Source organism: Paenibacillus andongensis (assembly GCF_025369935.1).
GTDB lineage: Bacteria > Bacillota > Bacilli > Paenibacillales > NBRC-103111 > Paenibacillus_E > Paenibacillus_E andongensis.
Map to the genome: position 1 here is coordinate 5,349,154 of NZ_CP104467.1, position 26,049 is coordinate 5,375,202.

Sequence of the window (26,049 nt, forward strand, 5' to 3'; positions counted from 1 at the left end):
TTTGAGTTGCAAATACGTTTATCGATCAGCTTATCGAATAGCATCACCCCCTTTAAACAAAGCTCTTACCCGAGAAAAATTATCCTTTTAACGAACCGATCATAATCCCTTTTACAAAATGCTTCTGCACGAACGGATAGATGGCCAGCACCGGAACCGTCGCGACCACAATCAACGAATATTTCAATAAATCCTTTAAACCTTGTCTTACCTGCAGTTCATTCGCATCCACCATCATGCTCGGGTCAATCGTATTCAAAATGAGAATATTTCTTAGAACAATCTGCAGTGGGAATAAATGTTGCGACTTTAAATAAATTAACGCATCGAAAAACGCATTCCATTGTCCAACTGCATACGTCAATACCAATACGGCAAGAATCGGTTTGGAAAGAGGAATTACGACTCTTGTCAAAAATCCCAGATCGCTGCATCCGTCAAGCTCTGCGGCTTCCGAAAGCTCGCTTGGTATGGTCATTTGAAAAAAGGTGCGGGTAATGATCACTTGCCATACCGCTAATGCACCAGGCAACAGCATCGCCCATCGGGTATCAAGAATGCCCAATTTTTTCACGGTCAAGTATAAAGGTATCAACCCGCCGCTAAACATCATCGTAATAACGAGAAGAATCATGATCAAACTTCGCCCGTAAAAAGTTTTCTTGGATAGCGGGTATGCAAGCATAATGGTTAACGATACGCTGATCAGCACGCCGAAAAACGTATAAAACAAGGAGTTTGCATAACCTGTGAGAATCTGCTTGTTTGCAAAGATCGCCTTATACCCCGCCAAACTCGGCTCCACCGGCAAGAGCCAGACTTTTCCGCTAATGACGGCTTGAGGAGAACTGAAAGATGAACTCAAAATATAAATCAACGGATAAAGAATAATAATTAGAATGAAAACAAGAAAAGCGTAAACTCCTAATAAAAATAATTTGTCATTCAACGATTCCTTAACTGCACTTCTTTTCAATTTGCTTCCCTCCTTTCTACCATAAACTCGTTTCCGTCATCCGTTTAGCAATAACATTCACTGTTAACAACAAAATGAGATTGATGACTGAGTTGAATAGATCGACTGCCGAAGAAAAACTGAAGTTCGCTCCGAGCAACCCGATCTTATAAACGTTAGTTGATATGACCTCGGAAGCGGATATATTCAGCGGGTTCTGCATCAAGTAAATTTTCTCAAAGCCAACGTTCATTAACTGTCCTACATTTAAAATTAACAAAATAATGGCTGCCGGAAGAATCCCCGGAATATCAATATGGATCATTTTTTGAAATCTGGATGCGCCGTCCACTTTGGCGGCTTCGTATAAATCAGGATTGATTCCCGCGAGGGCAGCGAGATATATGACCGCTCCGTATCCCAAGCCCTGCCAAATGTTAGATAACACGTAAATCGTTTTAAAATATTCCGGCTTTCCCATAAAATTAATCGTTTCGAAGCCGAATAACCTTACAATATGATCAACAATACCTAGACGGGGGGAGAGAACAAGAATGATCATAGAGACCATTACAACAGTTGAAATGAAATAAGGAGCAAATGTAGCCGTTTGCACAAAACGTTTGAATTTTCCCCCGCCGATTTCATTTAAAGCCAGTGCTAAAATAATCGGTGCAGGAAACCCTAAAAGTAGTGAATATAAGCTAATAAGTAAGGTGTTTTTGATTAACAGCCAGAAATTAGGGGATGAGAAAAAGTCTTCAAAATTTTTTAATCCGACCCAGTCACTGCCTGAGAAACCTTGAATCACACTGAAATCGCGAAAAGCTATTTGAGCGCCGTACATCGGAACATACTTAAAAATAATGATGTACGCTAGGGGAAGCAAGACCAATACATACAGCTGCCAATGCTTTTTGATTTTTTTTACCGCTCCATTTCTGCTGATTGCTAACGAGTTTTTGCTGCTGCCAAATTTTTGTAATTTTACGCTGCTATTCACGCTCATGTTCCGTCCTCGACATCCTTTCTTTTTTAATTGCATCTTCTTGGTAAAACGTTAGCCTATCCTGTTGATACAGGTCAACGAACACTATTCTGCCGAGGACAATATTCAGAAATAGCCTGTTGTGAGTAAAGAAATCACAAGCGAACAATATTCAGTTCGGTACAATATTCTGTCAAATGAAAAAAATCCTAATTGTGCGGGTCTGCACAATTAGGATTTTTGCATTTTTATTATTTATAATAAGTATCGTACGATTTTTGATAGATTTCCAGATACCTGTTTAATTTCAAGCCTTCAAAGCCTTTCAAATAAGCGTCCCAGTCGCTGTCCATTTTTTTACTGCCCGTTATAAACTGTACCGTATTGGATTCAATATAATCATTTATTTGTGCCCTTAACTGTGCCGCTTCGAACGCATCGTCCGATGCCATAAACATATTCAAAGGGAACAGTTCTTTGGGTTCTTTACCCTTGTAGTTTTCAATCGTTTCCATATATAAACGGTGCTCGTAACCATTATCATCATATGGATTGTCAGGAACGGCCCAAGATTCGCGAAGGTCTCTATTCCGATAGAGAATGCCCATTTGGCTCCAGCTTACATTCTGTGTTCGGTGTTCCCAAAACTCCGGCTTCAAAAAATATTTAGCTTGTCTTCCGTGCTCATCGATTTCTCCCGTCTTTCCTTTTCTCCACCACAACCCATCGGGTCCCCACTCGTTGAAAATAGTCCCCTCTTCCGAATACAGATAATCCGCCAGTTTCATCGCAGCCGCTTGTTCGGATTCCGTTGCTTTATCGGTTATCGCGAATTGGCCGTTACCCACCGTATTAAAATAGCCGGCCGCTTGAAACCCGGAAGGTCCTGTAAGCGGCGGAACGGTCATATATTCCATATGTCTTGTTTCCCCCGGCTCCATACTGAAGGCCTTGCCGATATGTCCCACGGTTGCGCTTCCAATCATATTGGGCCCAGGCCGATTTGCCAAATGCCACAAAGCGTCCGTAGTTTGGGTAAAGCTTGCGGGATCGATCAAACCTTCACTGTAAAGCCTGTTTATATATGCCAGGCCCTTTTTCCATTCAGGCTGCGCAGCCGCCAGTTTTACTTTCCCATTCTGCATGTAAAAGTAATCTTGTTCATTGTCGTAAATGAAAGCACTCATAAGAAAGCCGGTTATTTTCGTGTGCCACCCTTCTGAAGCACCGATCAAAGGGATTTCGTCCTGTTTTCCGTTGCCGTTCGGATCCATGGTTTTAAAAGCCTTTAATACATGATAAAACTCCTCTGTCGTTGTCGGTACCCGCAAATTTAATTTTTTCAGCCATTCTTGATTGATCCAAAGCTTTTGCGCATACCAACAATGAAGACACTCGTTGACGGAAGGAAGCGCATAAATATTTCCATCCGGAGCGGTAATTGCATTCTTCAGTTCGGGGTTTTTTTGAAAGGTTTTTTTGATCTCACTGCCATATTTTTCGATCAGATTGTTTAAAGGTATCAATCTGCCTTGCCGGCCATACTTTAACTGTTCATCCTGCGTGAAATCGCTGCTTAGAAAAACAGCCGGATAATCACTGCTAGCCATTACAATTTTTTTCCTTTCGTTCATGATCGATTCCGGCACCACTTCAAATTCAAATTTAATATGCAAAGCCGTTTCCAGATGCTTCGTAAACGCATTTGTGCGTACATCCTCAATATCCGACGGAGGCGAAACAAATGTAGACAATGTAACGGGTTGATCAGTTAGTCCGGTTATCAAGTTAACCTTTTGTGATCGGCATGCCGGCAACAAACCCGCAGCGACAAAAATTAAACCCAGCATCACAATCATTTTTCTCAATCAGGAACCCCCCCCTGATGTTATTCGTTTTGATTTTAAATTGCGAAAGTCGACCGGCGAAATTCCTTCAATTCTTTTGAAAACACGGCGAAAAGAAACCGCATTCGTGTAACCTACTTTGTCTCCTATCTCTTGAATGGAGCTGTTGGTGTTCAATAACATATGTTTTGCATGTTCCACCCGCACCATCGTCAAAAAATCCAAAAAGTTTTCTCCAAATTGTTCTTTGAACAATTGGCTTAGATATTTTGCATTTAATTGAAATCTTTCGCTCAAATAATCAAGCGATAAGTCCGGATTATAAAAATGTTCTTCCATATATTTTCTGACTTCTTTCAATAACTGGTGATAATTTCGCTCCTGCCGTAATGCTGCAATTCGATCGGAGAAAGTATGTAAAACAAGGAACAACCGATGCTGGATTTGTTCTGTGGTTTCGAAGTATTTCACACTTTCATGCAAGTGGGGCAAGACTTCATTTTTCCATATTTCAAGGTATTCTTTTGTCGTTTGTGACATTTGCAGATCCAGGTTATAAATGAAATAAGTCAAAAGGTCGATAATTTCATCCTTCGTTTTAAAATAGAGCCTTATTTCATTGAAAATAGCCGCGAATTTTTCCTCCCAATCATCCGCCATTAACCGGTAAGAATCGACCGCGTCGTGGATTAAACGTAATGATTTATGGGACTCCTTGTTTGATTGATTTGGTGTTCCTCCATATAGAATGATTCGGTTATTTCCTAAGACCGGCTTGTATTTCAATGATAAATAAGCTTGATTATTCGAATGTGAAAGATGCAAAAGACTCTCTACAGGTCCCCCTATACCGATCGTGACGGTAAAGTTTAAATTATGTTTGACCCACTCAATTATTTTTTCACAAGTTGGAGTCATATCGGAAATCATATCCGGCAAGAATACGATTCCGGTTAATTGATGATTTGAAGTCCATTCCGATCTAATGGCGAAAGAATGATTGTTCATTATTTCATTAACCACACTGCTGATCACAAATTTAAATAAATATTGGTCATGCTCCTGGTATAGAGAAAACGATTCTCTATAATAATCGATCTCAATAATCATAACCTGTTGTCTGTTGCAATGAGCCGGCAGCTTCATTCCGATATCATCTTCATCCGGAACGCTCTTACATTTGCCTGTGATTAATTCGTTGAAGATATTTTTTCTTTTGAAGTTTGCGATTTCTTCGAATTGTTTCTCAAACAACTCGGATTTTTCGATAAAATTATCGATGGCGGAATGAATAAATGTAAATTCATCCGATTCAATACTTTTTAACGAATCCCTTTGTTTGAACACGTAAGCATCAATTCGAGAAATGATCTCCCTTATAGGTTTATAATTTTTTCTGGTCACATAAACAATCGAAACAATGCCTGAAATGAAAACCAGAACTCCCAGTACAAACCAAATGCTCGAAAAAGTTGAAACAATCCCCAGAAGCATCCCATTATTTAAACCGCTTTCCATTTTCCATTCGGTATATTCGGAGATCACGCTGGAAAGCGGCTTTTCATTTCCGGATGAAAGATCTTGATTTGTAAGAAGAACATTTCCATTACGGTCCTTTAGGGATACGAACGCATTCTTAACGTTATACATTCCATTCATTTTAGCTTGAAACGTAGCGGTACTGATATTCACAACCAAGAACCCTTTTGTCCCATTACTTATGGGAGCTTCACGAACCAAGCTAATTACATTTTTATAGTCTTGATCGGAAAATTCCCTATATTGCCTTAAATTTGTCCACTGTGATTGATGCGAATTCCGCTCGAGTTCCTGAACAAATACATGATCTCCGAATTCCTCCACTTGATGGAAGACATTGCCGCTATATATGAATTGGTCATGAAGACGAACCAAATAAATGGAATCAATCATCGGCATTTCTTGTTTTAGCTCTTGTAATCTTTTAGCCACTTGGTAGTTTAGATAGACGTTATGATCGTCAATTTCTTCAAAAAATTGTAGGATCAACTTATTTTTTAAAATTTCATTAATGATCGATTGATCTATCGTTTTAAGGGAAATATCGATCGATTGCATCAATTGTCCGGCAAAAATTTTATTAGCTTCCACCGCATTCTTCTTGTTTTGTTCAATTAATGTTTGAAAAAAAACAAAAAATATAACCGTGAAAATAATTAAAAAGATTGGAAGATAGGACCATATCATTCGACGAAACCAGGTTTTGTTCATTTAAATCCACCCAATTCGGAATAATTTTTCCATAAAATGGTTCTAAAGCGTTTACAATTTATGATTGCAACGATGAACTTTATGATTCAGATCCTCTTAATAGACCTATTCTACAAGTATTTTATCAGATGAAATAAGCAAAAAAAATGCCGTATAATTGCAATAATGTATCTTATTTTGATAATCTGAAACAAAAACGGCTGTTTCACTGCAAACTTAGGCCGATGGACCGGAAGCGTGACAACCAACGAAGTAACGATAAAAAAGTAGGCTGATCGTAAAAATTCCGTGAGCTAGTAATGCTCACGGAATTTAGATTTCACGAAGCTTAATCGTTTCAAGTAATTTCGATGGAACATTTAATAGAATAGTCGCCATTCCATCTTTGTTGATTACTTTTTCAACGCCGTAGCAACCGTTTTTTCGTATTGGTCGGCTTCCCACTTGACAACATCGTCGTAGCCCAGGCCTTTGGCTTTCGAGATCATTTGTTGCTTCAGGCTGTTAAACTCATTGTCGTCCTTCGAGAACATCATCTTCCATGAGTACTCCTTGATGACTTTGCCCACTTCGCCGTGCTTCTGCTTGATATCGGACGGTTCCGACGCCGGCGGCTGTCCGTTAAAGTACGCCGGTTGCACGAGCGCTTGGTTGTGCTTGACGACGTAGTCTTTCATCGTCATCGAGCCCATTGTATCTCGCCAGCTCTTCACGACCGGATCCGGATTGTGGTTCAGGAACGAAGACCACAAGGTGTAATCATACGGTTCTCCGGTTTCCGGATTGGTCATGGACAAGGCGATCGTCGTGTTGTTGATAGAGTTCGTTCCGTCCTTGTACAGCCCGCCGCCGTATTCATCAGGCATATTGACGGAGTTGGTGATCGCTTTGTATCCGAAATCGGTCAGGGTCGGTTTGCCGTCTTTGATATCCCAAATCAAGCCTTTCGGACCGTAGTTGGATTCTTCGATGCCTTCCGGCGTGTACAGCCAGTTAAGGAATTGCATCACGCGGTCCGGATACTTCGTCTTCGCACCGATTGACCAAATGCGCTGGCCGCCGTAAGGCGAAAATCCGGAGGAGAACATTTGCTCATCGGCGAAAGGTACGAACTGGAAGCCTTTGCCCGCGGACGTATGCTCCGGCGAGTTATAGATATTGCTTACAAAAGGGAATTGCGCGAAGAGAACTTGTCCGTCCTTGTACTTATTGTTCACGTCGGAGTACTTCTGCGTCAAGGAGTCCGGATCAAGCAGCCCCATCTTGTTAGCTTCAAAGAAGAATTTCAGGCCTTGCATGTAGTAACTGTTGTCGTCGAGCATGCCCTGCCATTTAGCTTCGTTGGCTTTCGTCAGGATCAGGTCGCTGTTGTTAAAGGAGTCTCCTTCTGCATAGCCGAACATTTGAGCCGTGACCTTCGCGTTTATCGAATAGTTGCTGTCCCAATCCGACCACAGAGAGAACCCGTACGTCGGCTTGCCGGAATCGCTCTTTGGAGCGAGCTGCTGCATTTGCTTAACGACTTTCAGATAGTCGTCAAGCGTCTTGATTTCCGGGCTGCCCAGTTTTTGGTACAAATCCCAACGGAGCATTGGACCGAACGTCATGTCGGCGCCTTCGCTCGGACCGTCGCCGTTGCCTGCGTTAAACCCGATACCGTAAATCGCCGTGCCGCTGCCGAATTGCTTGCTATTGGCATCGAGCGCCTTACTTGCATATTTCACGATGTCTTTGCCGTATTTGTCAAGTATTCCGTCTTTCTTCCAGTCTAGCAGCATGCCGGCTTTGATGGCATCTGTGTAGTCTCTTCCGCCGAGTCCTACAACGATATCGCCCAAATCGCCGGACGCCATCATCGTGGCGATTTTTTGCTGACCGCCGGCCAGGTTCGAAGCGATGATGTTCAATTTGATATTGAACTTATCCTTGATCAACTTAGCAAACCATCCTGGCTGATCTCCGGCATAGTTAGCCAGCGTCGAGAATACCGTCAGCGTGACTTCCGGCTGCTTCGAAGGATTGGTACTTCCTTTGTCGCCGCTAGTGCTCGTTTGCGGCTGAGAACTGTTGTCTGTCGTTGTATTGCTGCTGCCGCTGCTGCTGCATGCCGACAAGAATACCAGCATCGCACTCAGCGTAGCAGCGATCACTGTCCATTTTTTACCCCTAATCATACGTTGGTTGACCTCCTTGTAATGTACTTGCAAAAAGCTTCTTTTTGTGATGCGGCCAAGAAACATGCCGTCCTTCTGCAAAAAACGCTTACAAAACCCGCCTCACCTCCTTCACTGACTTTTGAAAACGAAGAAGGGATCAACCCTTCACGGCTCCGATCATAATGCCTTTGACGAAAAAACGTTGGAAGAAAGGATATACGAGCAAAATCGGGATGACGACGATCATCGATACAGTCGTCCGAATCGAAGTAGCCGTCTGCATGTTGGCCAATTTTATATTGAGAGCCCCTTGGGTGGATTTCATCAAAGTTGCCAGCGATGTCGCTTCGTTCATATACCGATACAGGATGAATTGCAGCGTGAATAGCTTCTGATTCGTGACTAGGAACAACGTGTCCTGAAAAGAGTTCCATTGTCCGACGGCCGAGAAGATGGCGATGGTGGCCAGAATCGGCGTAATCAAAGGCATGATGATTTTATAGAAGATTGTGAAATATCCGGCTCCATCGATCTGCGCCGATTCCTGCAAGGCGATAGGCGTCGACTCGACGAAGGTTTTTACAAGGATAATGAAGAACGGCGAGACGATCCCGGGCAAGACATAGGCCAGGAAATTGTTGGTCAGGCCGAGATTGCGCATGGTCAGGAACCAGGGAATCAAACCGGCGTTAAAATACATCGTGACGATCAAGAACCGATACCAGAATCTGCGTCCCCACATTCCGTTCTTCGTGAACAAGTAGCCGAGAAAAGCCGATGCAGCCACGGTCAATACCGTGCCGATCACGGTACGGCCTACTGACACGAGAGTGGCAGTAGCCAATCCGGGAATCTTGAATACTTCCGTGTAGTTGCTCAAATGAAACCCTCTCGGGTAGAACATGACGAGCCCTCTGCTGCTCAAGTCGTTATTGCTGATCGTATTGATGAACAAATAATAGAACGGAAAGAAACAAGCCAAAGTGAAAATCGCAAACCACGTATAGTTCAGGACGTCAAAAATCGTAATCTTCTTCATCTTTCCCATATCAACTCTCCTCTCTTCTAACGATGCCTTAGATGACGCCTTCTCCGCGAACCAGCTTCGACAAGATGTTGGCAAAGAACAGCAGGAACAAGCTTACAATCGATTTCAGAATGCTGACCGCCGTCGCGAAACCGAAGTTGGAGTTCGCCATCCCGATGTTGTAAACGTACAGATCGAGAACCTCGATATGATTCATGTTCATCGCGTTCGAGAATACATAGTACTGCTCAAGTCCATTATTGATGAAGTTCGCGATACCCAAGATCAATAGTACGAAGTATGTCGGAAGAATCCCCGGCACCGTCACGTGCCACATCAGACGGAAACGTCCTGCTCCGTCAACTCTCGCCGCTTCATATAATTCAGGATCGATACCGGTAATCGCGGCAATGTACATGATCGCGCCCCAACCGAGCCCTTTCCATACCCCCCACAAGGTCATGACTAACCAAGTATGGCTGTCCGAGGCAAGCAGATTTAGCGGGTGGGCAATCAGATGCAAGCTCATCAGTAAATTATTCAGGAAGCCGTTATCGACGGATAACAACATGAAAGCGAACGCGTAAACCAGGACCCAGCTGATAAAGTTCGGCAGGGTCGTAAACGTCTGCACCATTTTCTTGAACGTCACGTTCTTGATTTCCGTCAGGAATATGGCGAAGATGACCGGCAGAACCGAAGTCAAAATACCCAGCGAACTGATCGCGAACGTGTTTTGCAGTACTCGGACAATTTCCTGCCGCTGAATCGGATTCGATACCATTGCGGTAAACCAATGCAAGCCCATGAACTCGGTCTTGGACAACGGAATGCCGGGCCGGTAATCGTAAAAGGCATAGACCCAGCCGTACAGAGGCAAATAAGAGAATAAAAATACGAGTACAAGAAAAGGAAACGCCATTAGAAATAATTTATGTTTATCTTTAAAATGAGAGCGCTTTCCAATAACTGGGGTATTAGCGTGTTCAGACAGGTTCGTGTTCATCTTTCTCCCCCACTCTAAAATAATGTTTTCTTTCATTTGTTTACTTTTACTTGGATTTTCAAATCGGCTATCTTAGAAGGTCTGGAACTCCTGCCGTTATGACATTTCCTCATCAACTCCCTCTCAGCAGTGGAACCTGCTTCAGGTTTTGCTTCACAGATTCATTATGCGGGCATACTCTCAACCTCTTTGTCTTCGATTATAATGAAATCGCTTTCACCATAATACCCTTTAAATTCCACTAAAAATCCAGTCATAATTAGTGTTTTTCCGTGCCGGAAAATAGCCGGCAATACATCCCCATAACGCGGATTGGTCGGCAGCGAGAATTCCGCAGGCATCGTGCCTTTTCGGAAGACGCACTTCCAAATTTAGCGCTCCTTAACAGTTTATGAAGGCTCCAAAATTGTCAATCGGGAGAAAGGTGCTCGGCAGGTGCAGGCTGACAATAAAAAAGCGTTCCAACAGGAATGTAAATCCCCCGCCGGAACGCTTTGCCATATTACTGGGCCATGCCTATGACGCTCGTACCTCTTTTTACAAAAGTGTACTTGACGATTTGCCCGCTCCAGAAGTGGAACGTCAAATTCACAACGCCGTCATTCGTTGCATTGAAGAAGTCCGTCGTCAGCTTTATCGTGTTTTGGGTATAGTCAGGTGCGAAACTATAGTACCACATCTTATACGAAGTCCATCTATCCGTTACCCGCATTGCCGCCAGTTGCGTAGACGGCTTCCATCGTCGCAAGCTGGTCGCCGTTAAAGGCTGTGGGAATCGCAAAGCTGCTGGTGGTGCCCGATGTGTTTTGCAGCACCGGTGTGTTATAGTAGCGCACATGGATCTTCCATGCGGGACCCGAGTTGAAGTTGGCGGTCAATACCTCTTCTTCGCCCAGCGCGCCAGAAGCGAGCTTAGAGAGATAGCTTGCCTTGACGGTTAAGGTGCTGCCGCTCAGTGTATAGTCTCTGCCGGATTTCAATGTGGAAGTGCCGTTTTGGAGCGAGACGAAGCTATTGCCGTTCAAGTTCAGCGCAAGGGATGCGTCCGTAACAGCTGCGCCGCTCTTCACGAAGATCAGGTCCGTGTCTGCGGTGGGCGAACTGCCCGTAAAGCTTTGCTTGATGATATTGTATACGTCCGGATCCTTCCACTGGTAGGTCGTTCGGTCGAATTGCCCGCCGTCTTCTCATCGATTCCCACCCCGTTGTCGCTTACGGATACAATGATCCGATCGCCTTCCAGAAACGCTCCGATCTCAATCATCCCGACGATACCGGTAAATTTATTCGCGTTAGAGAGCAAATTTCGCAAAATAAGATCAAGCATCTCTTTATCCACGATAACCCAAAGCTTCTCATCAATTAATTCGGACATCCGAATCTGCTTCATGCTTGCCTTCGCACCTTCAAGCGACAGAGACTGCCGAACAACGTGCTGCAAATTCCAGCCTAACGGTTGATTCCCTTTCTGGTTGCGATACTAGTCGAGCAAATTCTCGACGAGATGGTACATGCCTTGTACTTGTCCTTGGATCTGTAGGAACAATCGGCATGCTCAGCTTCGACGGCAGCAAGCTCCTCACCCAACAGTTCGGTTAAGCTGACGAGTAGCGCAATTGGATCACGAATATCGTGAGCTATGACAGTGAACATTTTATCCTTGAAAGTGTTCATTTCGGACAATTGCCTAGCGTTCTCGCGCAATCGAGCCTCATTGTCTTTCAATTCCGTAATATCATTGAACATCAACATTTTCCCGATCTGAGTGCCTGAATCGTAGATGAACGACTTGGATTCTCTATATCTGTCAGTTGTCGTCCAGGGGACAACATGTATTCTTCGTGGGTGTTCATAACATTTCTCCCTTCCAAATATCTTAATACCCCATTTCTTTCAGTAAACGGGATAATACGTGAAGTCGTTCGCCAATCATTTCGCCATCATCATTTAGAGCCTGAGCGAACAGTTTAATGTCATCAATCATGGGATTTTCTACACAAACGGATACAGTCATTGCATCCCCTTGCAACCCAATACGGTCAATCATTGTTTTATCAGGATCATACAAACAAAAAAAAACAGCCGAGTTGGCTGCTTTACATTTATCTATATTGGAGCCTAGGCGAATATATCATCCCTGATTGAACCTGCTGTTGAAGTGGATTCGAGGATGGATAACCAGCTTTTCAAACAGATTCTACCGTTTTATACTCCGCTGTTAACGGTACCGAGTTAACGCCTTTAAATTTGCCAGAGGAAGTTTCTTCCACCCTCTGATTTGGATATTTCAATTTCGAATGTAACTGTATAAGGTACATCAATAATCCCCTGTAATAATATCGCAGAGACTTCAATTGTCGTATGGGCGGTTAAAACTACAGGAACTTCCAGAGTAACTTCTTCAGTTTCGTCTTGCGTATTTTCTTGAGGATATGAACAAGTACCGATGTAATTTGGCGGTTACTTCCGATGTAAGCATTTTCTTTTCTGAGAAAGCAGCGGCAGTGTAATACTTACAATTTTTTTAACGCCGGCCAAGCCGCGGCCCTGCTAGGTAAAGTTCGGACTGGGCAAGAACATTTTCGTGGTTTATTCGAGGTGATCCTGTTCGTGAGCGATACATCCCCCAGTTCCTTCATCCGCATTCGCTTCAAAAAGCATCGTGTAGCAATGGGCCCACACTCATGACAATTGCCGGATAAACAGCTCTGTAGCTTCGACTTCCATGGCATGTAAACTTTCCAAAATGCCACTCATTTTTTTGATGTCAAATGCTTTTTGTTTCTCATAATATAAAATCATATAATATTTGTATGCTTTCCACTTCGAGCAAATTTTTTCAAAATGTAATCGCAATTGGTTGTCAGGTAATCTTTTCTTCTCGAAGAGGATGTTTACCAATTCCAAATTCTTGAATTGCACTTGGTAGGCTTGATTGGCAAGAAAGATACTTCTCATCGAATCCTCTGCAAGCGGAAGAACGTCCTCCATAATCTTACTGTATTCCAATAGGAGATCGATTCCATAAATCCAATCCTTGTCATATTTTGGATCTGGTACGATTTTAAACTCCAGAATGGAACGGAGATTATCCAAGATGATCCGTTCCTCGAAGTCATGAACCATCATCGGTTTTTTTACACGAACGGCACCTATTTCGATCTCGCCTGTTTTCTTTACACTGCCGGTCGATTCAAGAAAGGATGAGTATGATAGAACATACTTATCTTGCTTTCCGTTTTTGATAACATCGTCAATCAAATAAAATTCATTTTTTAAAGAGTTGAATCCATAGATTAATGTTGGATGAATCAAATGCTTTCTTTTATAGTCGAGTGTAGAGGGAAAATAGAATCGGTCAACGGTAACAAATACATAATATCCTTCCTTAATGCATTCCTCGACTTTGCCGATTAAATCCTCGTCGTGATGTGGTTTGTAGTCCACGTGTTCAAATTTGTCGATCAACTCTCCATATGGCGGAGTGAAGGATACCTGTACGCACGAACTTCCCGATGTTATGTGCCATTCATCGAATTTCATATCAGGGTAAGTCCCTTTGATCGGTGTCATAAAATATTCGTTCTTCATCAGAAAAGGCAAGGCTTTATTGGACTCGTCTTCCGTTATTAACAGATTGATCAAATTATTCGAAAGGCAGTCAATCCAGAAACTATCAAAAATCTTGATCGGTTGAATGATTTCGGAAGTCGTGTTCATAGAACCACCCCTGCTCCTCTGGAATTACCTCTTTACAAGGTTCATCATTGGGTATTGCCCTGTTCCGTCTCTCATCTCTTGATACTTCTTTGAGCCGGGAAGCGCGATAAAATCGCCGATGTCCGCAATGTTCGTGTCCGCGTTGGCTTGGTTCGCTATCCCTTGCGGCCCTGTCCGCTGCATTGCGTTCCCGTCACACGACAACAGGACATTCGAAGTAACATCCTGATTTCGGATCACGGACAAGACCGCTTTCTCAAATAACCTCACGTTCGATATTGGCTCCGACGCCCATGACCGTGCCGTGCTTGAAATACATTTCCTTATGGAAAATCTCGTTAAAGAGGAACTCGGTCTCGCCTTCGTTGTTTTGATAGATTTCGATCCCGTTAGGCAGCCGTTTCTTCGTCTGTTTGCTGTCCATCCCACTAACTGCTGGCACTCGCATAGCGTTTGATGGCAAGCTTCCAGAATAGCCTGACCGCAATTAGCGATAAGACCGGAGCCGCAAAAATCCATATGCCAAGGTATACATTCAACCGTTGAATCAAATAAATCGACGGCATGTTGGTAATGAACAGGATCGGCACCACGTACATCCCCAATCTTCGCAGCCACTTGGGGTATATGAACATCGGCATGTTGTTTAGTTCCCAGCATTTGTCTAGAATTTCGGTAATCGAACCGGATTTCACCGTCCAGAAGGAGAATATTTGCGGAAGCAGCAGCACCGAATAGGTGACGACCACACTGCTGAGAATCACTCCGATATAACCGGCAATGTGGATGAAGCTTGGATCGATGCCGAGACGCTTCCAAGCAAGAACGACCAGCGCAATTCCCGCGATCAGGTTCGGGATCGGAAGAGCGAAGTTGACATGCCGGCACGAAACCATGAACTGCAGGGAAAGCGGCTTCGTCATATACAAGTCCAGCGTCCCGTTGCGAATATGGCCCGATAAGCTGTAAAAATTGTCCATGAACAATCCGGTATAGATCGCGATCATGATCGTATAGGTCCCGGTGAATATCATCATTTCGTCCGGGGATATCCCGTTGATTTCGATCCCCAGCTGCAATACGAAGAAGATATAGATCAGCTTGGAAGACAGGAATACGATCTCCATGGTCAAGCTGGAGTAGAAGTTCGCTTTGTATTCCATATAACCGATCATGCTGTTCTTGGCAAAAATAAAAAACATACGTAAATGCTTCCGTATTTCCCTCAAGCTTATCTTCACCGACTTAACCTCCAACGGCAACATATTTCTTCATCCCCGCTGCCCACGAAAGCCTGGAAACGACCATCAGTACCATCACCCAGATCGCCTGTACCATAAGCCCTTTGACGATCTCAGCGTGCGCCAGGCTCCCATTGATGATGTTAACCGGGAAGTACACGACATATTGAAAAGGCAAATAGCTGGAGATCGCCGTAGCCGTATCACCGAATATATTAAGGGGGAAGATGGCGCCGCTTAGCAGGTACACCCCTTGGTTAAATGCGACAAATATTCCCCATACCTCCGTCACGACGAATGCGAAAGCGCTTATCGAATAGAATAGAAGGAAGTTGATAAGCAGCCCGAGCAGGATGCTGACCAGGAACAGCATCATCTGGACCGCACTGAAGCGGATATCCCATATCCGGGAAAAGATCAGCATCAAAAGGACGAAAAGAACGAGAACAATCCCTGTCTGCACCGTCTTTCCTCCGAAAAAGCTGCATATCCGATAACTGAAATAATGGATGGGCTGAGTGATGAATTTACTTAGACCGCCCGTCTTGATATCGTTTGCGATCTCCCCTTCGAAGCCGGCCGAGACCAGCTTGGAGACAACGCCGGACAGCACGGAATAAATGATCATTTGAGAATAGGTATAGCCGTTGATGATCTCATGAGGCGAGCTTTGATAAACGGCCGTCCATAGGAAGCATTGGACGACGACGATGAAGCTGCCGCTGATGATGCTCAGCAGGAAATCGGTCCGATACTCCATCGCATTCTGAAGGGCAAGCACGTACGTTATTTTATACTTAAGCAAGGACTTCATGTCTGACCCCATCCTTCTGATACAAGCTTTCAATGCCCTGCTCGATCGGAATATCTTCAATCGTGAAATCCAGAATTGGGAAGCGTTCAAGCATGATCTTGGAAAGCTGCTTAAGGTCCTGCTTATCGATCTCCAGTACGGCATTCATGCCGTCATGCTCCAAGATGGCGCCATAGCCGGTCAATTCGTTCATCGGCACTTCGTCCGTAAACTGCAGCTTGATGATCTTCTTGGCATTGAACAGCTCGTTCACTCGCCGAAGATCGCCGTCATAAACGAGCTTCCCACGATTGATGATGATCGTCCGTTTGCACAGATCCTCGATATCCGCCATGTAATGGCTCGTCAAGATGACCGTCGCTTTCGTCTGCTGGTTGTAATATTTCAGAAACTCCCGAATGCGCTTCTGCGAAATCAAGTCGAGACCGATGGTCGGCTCATCCAGGAAAATGACCTTCGGCCGATGGATCAGCGACGCGATCAGCTCCATCTTCATCCGTTCACCAAGCGAGAGCCTTCGTACCTGGATGTTGAGCAGATCCTTTACGTCCAGCAGCTCCGTTAGCTCCTCCAGAACCAGATTGTAAGGCTTATCCTCAAGCTCGTAGATGCATTTATTCAGGTACAACGATTCGTTGGCAGGCAAATCCCACCACAACTGCGATTTCTGCCCCATCACGATCGAGAACTGCATCTTGAATTCTTTCTTGCGCTCCCATGGGACATAGCCGTATACGATCGCCTCGCCGCTTGTCGGATACAGGATGCCGGACAGCATCTTCAGCGTCGTCGTTTTGCCGGAGCCGTTCGGACCCAGAAACCCGACCATTTCCCCATGCTCGATTTCGAAGGAAATATTGCTTACCGCCTCTTTGGTTAACGTTCTTCGTTTCACCAAATTTTTCAGAGAATTTTTAAACCCTAATTCTTTCTCGTAATATTCGAAGCTTTTACATAGTTGTTCGACTTTGATTAGGCTCACTGGTGCACCCCGTTTAATGTGATGTAGAGTAGCAATACACCGTACAAATGCAGCACACTGCACTTGGAACAGGCCGAAGTGCCAGGCTCCGGCATATCAAACCAGCAGGAATACGGTTGAAACGGATAAGTGGGCAGCGGGCTCTGAGCCGTGTTTCCCCCGTATACAGGCGGTCCCAATGGATCGGAACCCCCAAGACATAGCAGTTCGTAAGCTGCTCCAGCACATAAAAGCGAGGCTGAAAAAAATTAATTTCGTCAGCCTCATTGATTCATTCTGCTATAAAGTGCTGGTCGATTTGCCGCAAACAAATGTCATAGGGGTCTTCCCGCTGCATATATTGCTTCGTCCATTCTACAACTTTATCGATCGTTTGGCCGGCATTCCAGCGCGGATGCCAACCGAGCCTGCCGGTCGCTTTGGAGCAATCGAGCCGAAGCAATTGGTTTTCATGAAGCTCCGGGCGGTCAGCCGGAAGGCCATAGGAGGCTCCCCCTCCCCAGGTTTTGCAGAAATGCCCGGCCATCCATTCGACGGTCCGCATGTCGTCGTCGCGCGGACCAAAATTCCACGCTTCCGCGAATTCCGGCCCTTCCTTTACTAACCGCTCCGCAAGCAGCATATAGCCGTACAGCGGATCGAGCACATGCTGCCACGGCCGAACGGCTTCCGGATATCGGAGTTTAAGCGGCTGGCCGCTGATGATCGCCCGCACGCAATCCGGAATGAGCCGGTCTGCGGCCCAGTCGCCGCCACCGATCACATTGCCGGAGCGAGCCGTGGCGACGGCGACTCCATGCTCCGCATAACGTTCGGGCGGAAAGAAGGAACAGCGGTATGCGGACGTCGCCAGTTCGGAGCATGCCTTGCTGCTGGAGTACGGATCGTAGCCTCCAAGCGGTTCGTTCTCGCGGTAGCCCCACATCCATTCGCGATTTTCGTAGCATTTGTCCGTCGTCACGTTCAAGATCGCATGGATTGACTTTTTGCGAGCATTAACTTCCCTTACGGCTTCCAGCAGATGGATAGTTCCCATTACATTCGTACTGTACGTCCCGACCGGATCACGATACGATTCCCGCACAATCGGCTGGGCAGCCATGTGAATAACAATTTCCGGCTCGACTTGCCCGATCGCCCGCTTTAATTTCTCATAATCACGGACATCGCCGAAGACTGTAGGAATATGCCGGTCAAGCTTGCTTTGCCGAAAAAGGCTCCATTCGTTATCAGGCTCAAGCGCATACCCAGTCACACGGCTCCCCAACCTGTGGAGCCAAATGGAGAGCCACGCCCCTTTAAACCCGGTGTTCCCCGTTATAAAAACGTTTCGCCCGTTCCAAAAACCCAAATCGTACATCCGACCAACTCCTACAGAAAATGGGTTGTCAAGTCAGCAAAGGCGACCTCAAATCGTCAACAAAATGATGCAGCAACTGAGCTTGCCGCTCCAGCAGTTGCCTGCTCGCTGTCGATCCATTCAATCTCCCGCAAATTTTCAGCATTAATGGAATGTTTAAACCAGCTTCCACGGAGCGTCCCCGCGCTCCCATAAGCTGTCCAGGTATCGTTTGTCCCGCAGTGTGTCCATGCAATCCCAGAATCCCTCATGCTTATAAGCGGCCATGTGGCCGTCCCGAGCCAAGCGGCCCAGCACCTCGCCCTCCAGTTGGGCTTGATCGTCCTGCAAGTAATCGAGCACCCCCGGTTCAAATACGAAGAAGCCTCCGTTAATCCAGCTGTCTTCCGCGGGTTCTTTCTCCTTAAATCCGACCACCTCATCGCTGTCAAAGCTGATGGTGCCGAACCGGCCCCTCGGCTTCACGGCCGTCACGGTCGCTAATTTGCCATGCGAATAATGAAAATCTAGCAGCTCCCGCAGATTGACGTCGCTGACCCCGTCGCCATAGGTCATCATGAAGGTGCCGCTCTTTAGTTGATCCCTCAGCCGGTGAAGCCGCCCGCCGGTCGACGTACGCAATCCGGTATCGCACAGATGGACAATCCAATCCTTGCAACGGCTTTCCGTTACCTGGACGCTCGAATCCGCGAGCCGGATCGTAAAATCGCTTTGTAAATACGGGAAATTCAAAAAATACTGCTTGATTGCTTCTCCCTTATAGCCTAGTGCGATGACAAACTCTTTAAATCCGTAATGGCTGTATACGTTCATAATGTGGCACATGATCGGCAAGTTGCCGATCTCGACGAGCGGTTTCGGCGTCGTGACCGTTTCCTCGCTCAATCTGGTGCCGAAGCCGCCGCATAACAGGACGACCTTAGGCAAATCACCCATCGTAATCACCTCAACTGCTCGCGCTAGTATAATTGCGTACCGCAAATGTGCCTATACCAGCTGACGGGCTGCTTGATAAATGTTTTCCTGCAAAATAATTCGTTCCAGCGACGCCTCGAGCGGAATGTTCGTCTTGAGCCCGTCGATCACATCGCTAAAGAAACTCAATTGATTCACATAATAGCTTTGCGGCTCGAACATGACCTTGCGGGTTTCGTTTGTGCGTAGATCGGTCACCTTGAACGAAACCTTGTAGAAGCCTAGATTGGCCCGGAAGAAATCCTCCATGCTGACGGTAGCATGTTCGAAAATGAGCGTATGAGCTGCCTTGTAAGGCATTTCGAACGAGGTCGTCAGGCGCGCGGGCACGCCGCCCGCGAGCTGAAGCTCGGCGTGGAAAGTCCAATCGGCTCCGTTCGGTCCGTCGAACAAGGATTGCCCCCGGTACGATTCAAGCTCAAGCCCGGCAACAGCCTGTAGAAATTGCAGCCAATAGCAGCCAAGATCGTAGAAGGAGCCGCCGCCCCGTTCCGGAAAGCTGCGATAATTGGTTTGAAACGATTCCTTGGGCAGGAAGCTGATCGTGGATTCGATTGTTCGCAGCGCGCCGTATGCGCCGGAATCGACGATCTCCTTGATCGCACGCTGCCAGGGATGATGCTGCACCATGAGCCCTTCCAGTACATGAACGCGTCCCCGTTCATGCGCCTGCCTGATGCTGTCGGCTTCATTGCCGTTCAGACAGAGAGGCTTTTCCACAAGCACATGCTTGCACGCCTCGATCGCCTTCACAATCCATTTCGCATGCAAATCGTTACACAGCATAATATAGACAAAATCGATCTCCGGACTGGCGAGCACCGCCTCATAACTGTCGAAGACGACAGGGATGCCGTATTGCTCCGCATAAGCCTCCGCCTTGACCCTCGTCCGGCTGGAGACTCCGTATACTTGCAAATGCCCGATACTTTTCACCGGCTCGAGAAGCACTCTTGGCAGGATGGCCGCACAGCCGATGACGCCGATGTTTTTGTTTGTTTTCATGCTAATCAAATACCGTGCAAATACAGCACGCTGCACTTGGAGCAGGCAGGCGTCAAGCCTTCTATATTAATGATCTCGCGGACACGGTCGTATTGATCCGAATCCCAAAGCTCCTGAAGCCCCTGCTCATTCAAGTTACCGACCGTAAATTCCGAGAAAAACTTGCATGCCGTCACATCGCCGGTAGGCAAGACGTCCATTCTTGTGGATAGCGCCATACACGTCGTCGCACAGCGGCTTGTCATCGCTTCGCCTCGGACGAACTGCTCGATTTCGTCATAATCCAGCCCTGGCTGGTAACGGACGCGGATATTCCACACGCGCTCGTTGATCCGTTCCAAGGCTTCGATCAAGGCCCCGACATGATCCTCGTTCATCTTGTATTTGAAGGCGTGCCAGGAATTGACCTGATTTTCTTGCAGCTTGCGCAGCCAACTGAACTTTTCCATGAAGTAACTGTCCATCTGCACCGACGTTTCCTTGGAGATATACCATGGGAAGCATAGGATGACGAGATCGAGCTTGAGCGACTCGAAATATTCTAGCAGCTCGTAAAGCTTCGGGATCATGCTGTCGTTGACAACGGAATGGACGGATATGCGCCCTTTGTAAATCCCTTGCTCCCGCAGTTCGACCAGACGCTCGATCTGCTTCATCGTCTTCGCGAAGGTTCCCTTCCCCCGGATAAAATCGTGCTCCGCTTCAAGCCCTTCCACGGCGATTAGCAGCTCGAGCCCAGGTGAAATGCGGATAATGCCGTCCAAATACTTGTCAAGCAGCAGACCATTGCTGCAAATCGTCATTTCCCGCGGATCAGCGGCCAGCATCTCCAATATTTGATCGAACTGTTTATGGAACATCGGCTCGCCGCCCCACAAATACAATCGCGATTTCGCCTCGGCCGTCTCCTCCATAATTTTGCGGAACACGTCGAGGTCGATATCCTTGTTCTGCTCCTCTTTATCCATAGCATGATGATAGCCGTCCTCGTTCCATTGGAAGCAATGGATGCAGCGGAGGTTGCAGCGGTTTGTCAGCTTGATGCCGACTGATTCAGGAACAGGTGTTCTGTATTTCGGATTTTTGGCACGTTCCCGGTAAGGAACCGCCATATTTCTCATCGTCCGTTTCATGACCTGAAATGCTTTCTCATCAATAACGACACTGCTTTTCGGCTGCATGGCTGTTTCACCTCATTATAGAATTATCAAACAATAAATCGGCATAGCTTGGAGCGGCCTTTCTATGCGCAAGCAGCGCTTCATGAAGCGGCTCAAGCAGCTCCGGCGAAAAGTCCGCCAGCTTCCATTGCTCGTAGGGAATCCCGAAACCGAGCTGCGTCCATAGATCGGCATTCCTTTGCTCGTGCGGTCCGAACGGTTCGAGAAACACGACCGGAGTCGCCGACGACAGGGAATCGAGCAGCGTTGCGCCGCCCGGCTTGCTGACGATCGCTTTCGCTCCCTTGATGAGATCATACAGCCGATGATGGCTTTCCTGCGTGGCAAAGACAGGGCTCTCTCCCGCCTTGATCTCCCCGAATCTCGGAAACGTATGTTTGCCTGTTTCCGGGCCTTTCTCCCAAGCCTCCCAAGAAGGATCGTTCATCCAATAGCGGTGCCTTGTATTGGAAACGTCGCAATCGGCTTCACTTGCGATGACAATATCCAGCTCATAATGGCGCTCCAGCTCGTTAATCTTCTCCAAGTAGGTGCCCATTCCCCAGCCGCCGCCGTGCACGGCGAGCCGCTGCGGGCGTCCCGCATAGGTTACGGCCGGTTCGTCCGCAGCCGGAACCCGACAGCGGATTTGCCCATTGGCCGCATCGAAGAGCCATACTTCGCGATAACGTTCGGCATAGTCAGGCACGTATTTCTTCACGCTTTTCCAGGATGGCGATAAATCCGTATCGACATAGAGCAGATCCACGTTGAGAGACTCGCTCCCGACCCGCTCTCCATACATGTCGAGAATGTAAATCCAGTGGCCCGAAAATACGATAAAATCTCGCCGCCGCTCCCGTTCCCATGCGGCAAGCAGCTGGTCAACAGCGGCAAAATCAATGCTGTCACGGATATCCATCGGAAACTTTTGCGCAACGCGGGCAACGGCAAAATTGATATGGTAGTCGTGGCGGCTTTCGGCAATTTTATCCTTCTTTTCTTTCACGATGAAATTCTCGAACACGACGGCTTCCGCCGGAACCTGACGTTCACTTAGTTGATATTCCAGCAACAGCGCCGGAATATAGAAGCCGAGGCCGAACCCGGAAGTTAAAATCGTCTTCCTCCCCATCACTAGTCACCCTCCATTCTCTTTAACGCCGAATCAGTTCAATACTTGGAGAGATAGTGTCTTGAACAAGCTGTGCAGTTGCATTAGCAGGTCTTTGCGTATATCCGCGTTCCGGCTGGCCATCGAGACATACAATCGTCCTTTGTAAGGCTTGCCTGGCTTGCGATTGATGGTCAGAGTATTGGCCGTAAGCGGAATGATGCCGGCTGACATCCCCGGCTGATACAGGATGCCTGCTTCCTCCATACCCGATATGAGGTCTTCGAACCGCAAATCCGCATTCACGCTCCTTAGTGAAAAGTACCGGAGGTTGCCCTGCAGCTCATGCGGAGCCAAATACCGATCTATCTGATGTTTAATCAGGCTCATTGATTTTCTGGCGTTAATCTCTACGAGCGGAACAAGCCCTCCGTCTTTGAGTTGCATGGAATCGACGCAAACATGCCCGTAATAACCGTCCTTGTACAGCTCCTCCGCCGTTCTCCTCATCAGCTCGAAATAGCCTTCACCTTCAAGAAGCTGAAGAAACTCCGGCTCCGGCGTGTACGATTCCTGATACGCGAATTCGTCGTTGGCCAGCCTTTGCAGCGAAATCAGCCGATATTCCCCGCTTTCGTCGATGGAGAATTGGCAGGAAAAATCGCACAGCTTATCCAGATACGGCTCTACGACAAACCGCACCTGCTTGCCTTTCTTCTCTTGGGACTCCGTATAAGCGATAACACGTTCCAAAATGCTTGCGGAATCGATGAACAGATTGCCTTGTCCAGAGACGCCGTAATTATCCTTGATCAGAAAGGCGCCTTTCTTCAGCAGCGAAGCGCCAGTTTCCCTCAGCTCGGCGCAACTGCTTGCGATGAAGCTCACATTCGGCAGCCCGAGCCGCTCTTTCATGTCCGTCGAGTACGTTTTCGTGTTCACCCTGCGGATAATATCCATACTGGGCATCCGGCAGACAAACCCGTGCCGCTCGCTTGCTTCTCCGGTAAAAGGTATTGGCGCAAAGGGCACAAGCTCCGGCTTCCCCGCCGCCACTTTAGCAAATGCAGAAGCGTCCGCTTCAGCCAAAAGCTGCAGCATGCTCTTGTTCAGTTGTTTCAGTTCTCCGTCCACGTCGAACGAATTGTTTTCGAAACGGAAGCCGATACCGGTCAAATACTGCTTGTGCGCCTGATTCATCGCTTTGCGGGTAATGAGCGCTTCGGACGGGCTGCAAAAAACGAACAGCAACTCGTCCATCATCGCTACGATGCGCAAATTTTCAGGATCCGCAAGCCCGGGCAGCTTTGCCAGGTCCGGCTCCCTCCAATACTGCTCCGCATCGAATGTGCCGCAATGAATTTTCGCAATCCTCTTTATTGATGTCATCACAGACCTTGCTTGCTAAGATCGTGATTGTTTTGCCGAATATATTCACAAAAGGTATCAATAGACCCCAAATTTTCCATATCAAATTCGTCGAAATTAATTTCGCAGCCGAACTCATCCTCCACCTGCAAAATGAAATGGACGATCTGCAGCGATTCCATCCCCGAATCGTGCAAAACGCTGGAGCTCCCGCTTAACGTGTCCAATAACGACGGATCATTTTTAATTTGGCTGATCATTTGAATAATTTTTTCCTTCATCAAAATCCTCTCCTCGTTTCGAATTTTTCTTTGACCTCTCATTACCGTTGCAGCGATTCATGCACCCCGCTGCTTTGCCGTTAAACAGGATCACCTCCTTGTTTAAGTATGGGTGGAAGCCGCTCGAATAGCTTGGAATAATCAGCTTTCTCGATAATTCTTATAAAAAAACCGTCTCTTGAGTTTTTCTTTGATATGCTCATTGGCATTGAGCAGTTCAATATTGCCTAATGTTTTCTTTCAATTTCCCTCCCAGAACAAGGATTTTCCATCAGATGTTTTTTGAGTTCTTTTCGCACGTAATATCAGAATCAAGCGGAATGTCACACGTATATCGACAACTTCAGTATTCCTGCTGAGGACTTGAAAGTATGCCCTCTCCAATAAGCCCTAAAGTAATAACCCCCTCTGCAAGTCAGCTTTACTTTCCTAAATATCCCTTTTCATCTAACAAATATTACCATATTGTTTTTTTTAAAAATACCTATATTTTTGTATTACTTTTCATGTAAATATTAGACTTTTCTCAAAATCACGTAATAAATATAATTTTCTCAAAACAAAATAAAGGACTCTTTCTTCGATGCATCAGCGCTTAACATAGGTTTGCACCAAGTCTTTCGGAACATCGTAGCGATTGCTGATCAACAAATAGGCACCTTTATGAGCGGCAGTCTCTTCCCCCCTGTTCTACTTGAACAGAATCCTGTTCCAGAAACGGCACAGAGGGCAAGAGCAAGCCCGAAAGAATACCATCGGAATCCAAATCCTTTACTCGTATGATGTAGTTCCATCCCTTGCGTTCCATATGCGCGAAATTGTTGTAACTTTCATAACCTCGATCGGCCGTAACAATGGTTTTGCCCTTGATGGGGGAACGGTCGACCATAAAGAGTTCCTTGATATGCTGTTGCCATCATGGAGATCAGGAGTTGCATAACCGTTTCAAAGGGCAGCTTTTTCTTGCGGGTAAAATCTTTTTCAGGGCTTTTGACATAAGGTGCTGGTGCGGCTGACATTTCTCGGATGAGGGATGTCAGCGTTTGTTTTAGCGAATTCGCGTACTCATTCATTGGCGTAACCTCCTTGGTTTTCAAGGGGCTTCGCCTCACATTTCCAACTGCTTGTCAAGTCTTTTTTCTCGATTTCGCACAAAAAAAAGAGCGGGCTATCTTTTCGATAACCTGCTCTTGTTCTTGATTTTTGGCCCTGCGCCTTAACTTAATGACATTGGGCACACCCCGGATCATCTGTTGAAACGCTTCCGCCCAGGAGTCCTTCCACGATTCTTGCTGCATGAAATAGCCGAATTTCTCCCCTTGCACTTCATTGATAAAGCGGCTATAAATGCCAAGCTCAAATTCGATCGCATCCTTTTCTCCCTGAGAAAGCGTATCTTTGATTTTGTTGTAAGGAACCCCTGAAAGCCGCTCCATAATAAAGTACTCCGCATGAATCATGGTGCATGTATCGTCGTGTACGAGCACCTTGGGTACAGGAAGCGTGCCGCTGTTGCCAAACAAGCGTAGCGCCTCGACTTCCGTGCGCATCAAGTTTGCCTCATAACGCATCATTTTCGTTCCCTTGAACAGCGCCACTTTGAGGATAACGTCGCGGTCGTCGCTTGTGGTGATCGCGTATGCGCTGTTTGCCCACCCATCCGTTAATTCTTTCGTTTCGACGACCCGGCTTCCGAAGGTTTGGTGAATAATTCGTTCCATATCACTGCCTATCAGCCTAGGTTTAATATTGCTTTCCATAATATCGGTCATACCTTTCCATAAATTTGGATTATTACCT

Annotated in this window: 28 protein-coding genes and 1 pseudogene; all 29 read right to left on the reverse strand. The window is 46.4% G+C overall.

The features are described 5' to 3' along the window. Positions 1-79 precede the first annotated feature (79 nt). The 29 genes and pseudogenes from NYR53_RS24040 to NYR53_RS24175 all read right to left on the reverse strand — a co-directional run bounded on the left by NYR53_RS24040 (position 80) and on the right by NYR53_RS24175 (position 26,021). Positions 80-976: a carbohydrate ABC transporter permease gene (locus tag NYR53_RS24040; protein ID WP_261301668.1), complete on the reverse strand. Its 897-nt coding sequence runs from the start codon at positions 974-976 to the stop codon at positions 80-82. A gap of 16 nt (positions 977-992) precedes the next feature. Next, a complete protein-coding gene (locus tag NYR53_RS24045; protein ID WP_261301669.1) occupies positions 993-1,964 on the reverse strand; it encodes an ABC transporter permease in 972 nt (323 codons plus the stop codon). A 230-nt stretch (positions 1,965-2,194) separates the two neighbouring features. Continuing rightward, a complete protein-coding gene (locus NYR53_RS24050; RefSeq protein ID WP_261306507.1) occupies positions 2,195-3,802 on the reverse strand; it encodes an extracellular solute-binding protein in 1,608 nt (535 codons plus the stop codon). A gap of 9 nt (positions 3,803-3,811) precedes the next feature. Continuing rightward, positions 3,812-6,040 (reverse strand): AraC family transcriptional regulator, encoded by a 2,229-nt coding sequence (locus NYR53_RS24055; RefSeq protein WP_261301670.1) that lies wholly within the window; start codon positions 6,038-6,040, stop codon positions 3,812-3,814. Between the two features lie 392 nt (positions 6,041-6,432). Further along, a complete protein-coding gene (locus tag NYR53_RS24060; RefSeq protein ID WP_261301671.1) occupies positions 6,433-8,214 on the reverse strand; it encodes a type 2 periplasmic-binding domain-containing protein in 1,782 nt (593 codons plus the stop codon). 139 nt (positions 8,215-8,353) lie between these two features. Next, positions 8,354-9,244 (reverse strand): carbohydrate ABC transporter permease, encoded by an 891-nt coding sequence (locus tag NYR53_RS24065; protein WP_261301672.1) that lies wholly within the window; start codon positions 9,242-9,244, stop codon positions 8,354-8,356. A 28-nt stretch (positions 9,245-9,272) separates the two neighbouring features. Beyond that, complete coding sequence (locus NYR53_RS24070) at positions 9,273-10,229, reverse strand: ABC transporter permease (protein WP_261301673.1); 957 nt, start codon at positions 10,227-10,229, stop codon at positions 9,273-9,275. A 164-nt stretch (positions 10,230-10,393) separates the two neighbouring features. Further along, complete coding sequence (locus NYR53_RS24075; RefSeq protein ID WP_261301674.1) at positions 10,394-10,570, reverse strand: hypothetical protein; 177 nt, start codon at positions 10,568-10,570, stop codon at positions 10,394-10,396. A 161-nt stretch (positions 10,571-10,731) separates the two neighbouring features. Then, a complete protein-coding gene (locus NYR53_RS24080) occupies positions 10,732-10,908 on the reverse strand; it encodes a hypothetical protein (protein WP_261301675.1) in 177 nt (58 codons plus the stop codon). A gap of 16 nt (positions 10,909-10,924) precedes the next feature. After that, positions 10,925-11,299 carry a X2-like carbohydrate binding domain-containing protein gene (locus tag NYR53_RS24085; RefSeq protein ID WP_261301676.1) on the reverse strand — a complete coding sequence of 125 codons (375 nt, stop codon included), beginning with the start codon at positions 11,297-11,299 and terminating at the stop codon, positions 10,925-10,927. A gap of 5 nt (positions 11,300-11,304) precedes the next feature. After that, entirely contained in the window at positions 11,305-11,670 is a 366-nt protein-coding gene (locus NYR53_RS24090) for an ATP-binding protein (protein WP_261301677.1), read from the reverse strand. A gap of 8 nt (positions 11,671-11,678) precedes the next feature. After that, complete coding sequence (locus NYR53_RS24095; RefSeq protein ID WP_261301678.1) at positions 11,679-11,981, reverse strand: histidine kinase; 303 nt, start codon at positions 11,979-11,981, stop codon at positions 11,679-11,681. Between the two features lie 124 nt (positions 11,982-12,105). After that, positions 12,106-12,297: pseudogene (locus NYR53_RS24100) on the reverse strand (DUF6530 family protein); the annotation flags it as partial. Between the two features lie 614 nt (positions 12,298-12,911). Then, positions 12,912-13,949: a hypothetical protein gene (locus tag NYR53_RS24105; RefSeq protein ID WP_261301679.1), complete on the reverse strand. Its 1,038-nt coding sequence runs from the start codon at positions 13,947-13,949 to the stop codon at positions 12,912-12,914. Between the two features lie 24 nt (positions 13,950-13,973). Beyond that, positions 13,974-14,219 carry a hypothetical protein gene (locus NYR53_RS24110; protein ID WP_261301680.1) on the reverse strand — a complete coding sequence of 82 codons (246 nt, stop codon included), beginning with the start codon at positions 14,217-14,219 and terminating at the stop codon, positions 13,974-13,976. Next, positions 14,206-14,373, reverse strand: a complete 168-nt coding sequence (locus tag NYR53_RS24115; protein ID WP_261301681.1) for a hypothetical protein — start codon at positions 14,371-14,373, stop codon at positions 14,206-14,208. The genes NYR53_RS24110 and NYR53_RS24115 overlap by 14 nt, the downstream gene beginning before the upstream one ends. Positions 14,374-14,377: 4 nt before the next feature. Next, positions 14,378-15,151 (reverse strand): ABC transporter permease, encoded by a 774-nt coding sequence (locus tag NYR53_RS24120; protein WP_261301682.1) that lies wholly within the window; start codon positions 15,149-15,151, stop codon positions 14,378-14,380. A gap of 43 nt (positions 15,152-15,194) precedes the next feature. After that, on the reverse strand, positions 15,195-16,004 hold the full coding sequence (locus NYR53_RS24125; RefSeq protein ID WP_261301683.1) for an ABC transporter permease: 810 nt from the start codon (positions 16,002-16,004) through the stop codon (positions 15,195-15,197). After that, a complete protein-coding gene (locus NYR53_RS24130; protein WP_261301684.1) occupies positions 15,988-16,986 on the reverse strand; it encodes an ABC transporter ATP-binding protein in 999 nt (332 codons plus the stop codon). The genes NYR53_RS24125 and NYR53_RS24130 overlap by 17 nt, the downstream gene beginning before the upstream one ends. A gap of 271 nt (positions 16,987-17,257) precedes the next feature. Continuing rightward, positions 17,258-18,346 carry a CDP-glucose 4,6-dehydratase gene (rfbG, locus tag NYR53_RS24135; RefSeq protein ID WP_261301685.1) on the reverse strand — a complete coding sequence of 363 codons (1,089 nt, stop codon included), beginning with the start codon at positions 18,344-18,346 and terminating at the stop codon, positions 17,258-17,260. Between the two features lie 156 nt (positions 18,347-18,502). Beyond that, positions 18,503-19,282, reverse strand: a complete 780-nt coding sequence (rfbF, locus tag NYR53_RS24140) for a glucose-1-phosphate cytidylyltransferase (RefSeq protein ID WP_261306508.1) — start codon at positions 19,280-19,282, stop codon at positions 18,503-18,505. A 51-nt stretch (positions 19,283-19,333) separates the two neighbouring features. Continuing rightward, entirely contained in the window at positions 19,334-20,326 is a 993-nt protein-coding gene (locus tag NYR53_RS24145; protein ID WP_261301686.1) for a Gfo/Idh/MocA family protein, read from the reverse strand. A gap of 5 nt (positions 20,327-20,331) precedes the next feature. After that, on the reverse strand, positions 20,332-21,507 hold the full coding sequence (locus NYR53_RS24150; protein ID WP_261301687.1) for a radical SAM/SPASM domain-containing protein: 1,176 nt from the start codon (positions 21,505-21,507) through the stop codon (positions 20,332-20,334). A 7-nt stretch (positions 21,508-21,514) separates the two neighbouring features. Beyond that, positions 21,515-22,621 (reverse strand): glycosyltransferase family protein, encoded by a 1,107-nt coding sequence (locus NYR53_RS24155; protein ID WP_261301688.1) that lies wholly within the window; start codon positions 22,619-22,621, stop codon positions 21,515-21,517. Between the two features lie 33 nt (positions 22,622-22,654). Further along, positions 22,655-23,989 (reverse strand): hypothetical protein, encoded by a 1,335-nt coding sequence (locus NYR53_RS24160; RefSeq protein ID WP_261301689.1) that lies wholly within the window; start codon positions 23,987-23,989, stop codon positions 22,655-22,657. Beyond that, entirely contained in the window at positions 23,989-24,249 is a 261-nt protein-coding gene (locus NYR53_RS24165) for an acyl carrier protein (RefSeq protein WP_261301690.1), read from the reverse strand. Before NYR53_RS24165 ends, NYR53_RS24160 begins: the two co-directional genes overlap by 1 nt. A gap of 661 nt (positions 24,250-24,910) precedes the next feature. Continuing rightward, positions 24,911-25,138: a transposase gene (locus tag NYR53_RS34520; RefSeq protein WP_367618575.1), complete on the reverse strand. Its 228-nt coding sequence runs from the start codon at positions 25,136-25,138 to the stop codon at positions 24,911-24,913. Further along, complete coding sequence (locus NYR53_RS24170) at positions 25,080-25,322, reverse strand: hypothetical protein (RefSeq protein WP_261301691.1); 243 nt, start codon at positions 25,320-25,322, stop codon at positions 25,080-25,082. Before NYR53_RS24170 ends, NYR53_RS34520 begins: the two co-directional genes overlap by 59 nt. A gap of 54 nt (positions 25,323-25,376) precedes the next feature. Then, complete coding sequence (locus NYR53_RS24175) at positions 25,377-26,021, reverse strand: phosphotransferase family protein (protein WP_261301692.1); 645 nt, start codon at positions 26,019-26,021, stop codon at positions 25,377-25,379. Between the last annotated feature and the right edge of the window lie 28 nt (positions 26,022-26,049).

What these genes read in the sequence shown, in the direction of transcription:
- NYR53_RS24045 (WP_261301669.1), bottom strand. Translation starts at nt 1,964, where the DNA reads ATGAGCGTGAATAGCAGCGTAAAATTACAAAAATTTGGCAGCAGCAAA.
- NYR53_RS24050 (WP_261306507.1), bottom strand. Translation starts at nt 3,802, where the DNA reads ATGATTGTGATGCTGGGTTTAATTTTTGTCGCTGCGGGTTTGTTGCCG.
- NYR53_RS24055 (WP_261301670.1), bottom strand. Translation starts at nt 6,040, where the DNA reads ATGAACAAAACCTGGTTTCGTCGAATGATATGGTCCTATCTTCCAATC.
- NYR53_RS24060 (WP_261301671.1), bottom strand. Translation starts at nt 8,214, where the DNA reads ATGATTAGGGGTAAAAAATGGACAGTGATCGCTGCTACGCTGAGTGCG.
- NYR53_RS24065 (WP_261301672.1), bottom strand. Translation starts at nt 9,244, where the DNA reads ATGGGAAAGATGAAGAAGATTACGATTTTTGACGTCCTGAACTATACG.
- NYR53_RS24070 (WP_261301673.1), bottom strand. Translation starts at nt 10,229, where the DNA reads ATGAACACGAACCTGTCTGAACACGCTAATACCCCAGTTATTGGAAAG.
- NYR53_RS24075 (WP_261301674.1), bottom strand. Translation starts at nt 10,570, where the DNA reads ATGCCTGCGGAATTCTCGCTGCCGACCAATCCGCGTTATGGGGATGTA.
- NYR53_RS24080 (WP_261301675.1), bottom strand. Translation starts at nt 10,908, where the DNA reads ATGTGGTACTATAGTTTCGCACCTGACTATACCCAAAACACGATAAAG.
- NYR53_RS24095 (WP_261301678.1), bottom strand. Translation starts at nt 11,981, where the DNA reads ATGTTGATGTTCAATGATATTACGGAATTGAAAGACAATGAGGCTCGA.
- NYR53_RS24105 (WP_261301679.1), bottom strand. Translation starts at nt 13,949, where the DNA reads ATGAACACGACTTCCGAAATCATTCAACCGATCAAGATTTTTGATAGT.
- NYR53_RS24115 (WP_261301681.1), bottom strand. Translation starts at nt 14,373, where the DNA reads ATGGACAGCAAACAGACGAAGAAACGGCTGCCTAACGGGATCGAAATC.
- NYR53_RS24120 (WP_261301682.1), bottom strand. Translation starts at nt 15,151, where the DNA reads ATGTTTTTTATTTTTGCCAAGAACAGCATGATCGGTTATATGGAATAC.
- NYR53_RS24125 (WP_261301683.1), bottom strand. Translation starts at nt 16,004, where the DNA reads ATGAAGTCCTTGCTTAAGTATAAAATAACGTACGTGCTTGCCCTTCAG.
- rfbG (WP_261301685.1), bottom strand. Translation starts at nt 18,346, where the DNA reads ATGTACGATTTGGGTTTTTGGAACGGGCGAAACGTTTTTATAACGGGG.
- rfbF (WP_261306508.1), bottom strand. Translation starts at nt 19,282, where the DNA reads ATGGGTGATTTGCCTAAGGTCGTCCTGTTATGCGGCGGCTTCGGCACC.
- NYR53_RS24145 (WP_261301686.1), bottom strand. Translation starts at nt 20,326, where the DNA reads ATGAAAACAAACAAAAACATCGGCGTCATCGGCTGTGCGGCCATCCTG.
- NYR53_RS24150 (WP_261301687.1), bottom strand. Translation starts at nt 21,507, where the DNA reads ATGCAGCCGAAAAGCAGTGTCGTTATTGATGAGAAAGCATTTCAGGTC.
- NYR53_RS24155 (WP_261301688.1), bottom strand. Translation starts at nt 22,621, where the DNA reads ATGGGGAGGAAGACGATTTTAACTTCCGGGTTCGGCCTCGGCTTCTAT.
- NYR53_RS24160 (WP_261301689.1), bottom strand. Translation starts at nt 23,989, where the DNA reads ATGACATCAATAAAGAGGATTGCGAAAATTCATTGCGGCACATTCGAT.
- NYR53_RS24165 (WP_261301690.1), bottom strand. Translation starts at nt 24,249, where the DNA reads ATGAAGGAAAAAATTATTCAAATGATCAGCCAAATTAAAAATGATCCG.
- NYR53_RS34520 (WP_367618575.1), bottom strand. Translation starts at nt 25,138, where the DNA reads ATGGTCGACCGTTCCCCCATCAAGGGCAAAACCATTGTTACGGCCGAT.
- NYR53_RS24170 (WP_261301691.1), bottom strand. Translation starts at nt 25,322, where the DNA reads ATGAATGAGTACGCGAATTCGCTAAAACAAACGCTGACATCCCTCATC.
- NYR53_RS24175 (WP_261301692.1), bottom strand. Translation starts at nt 26,021, where the DNA reads ATGACCGATATTATGGAAAGCAATATTAAACCTAGGCTGATAGGCAGT.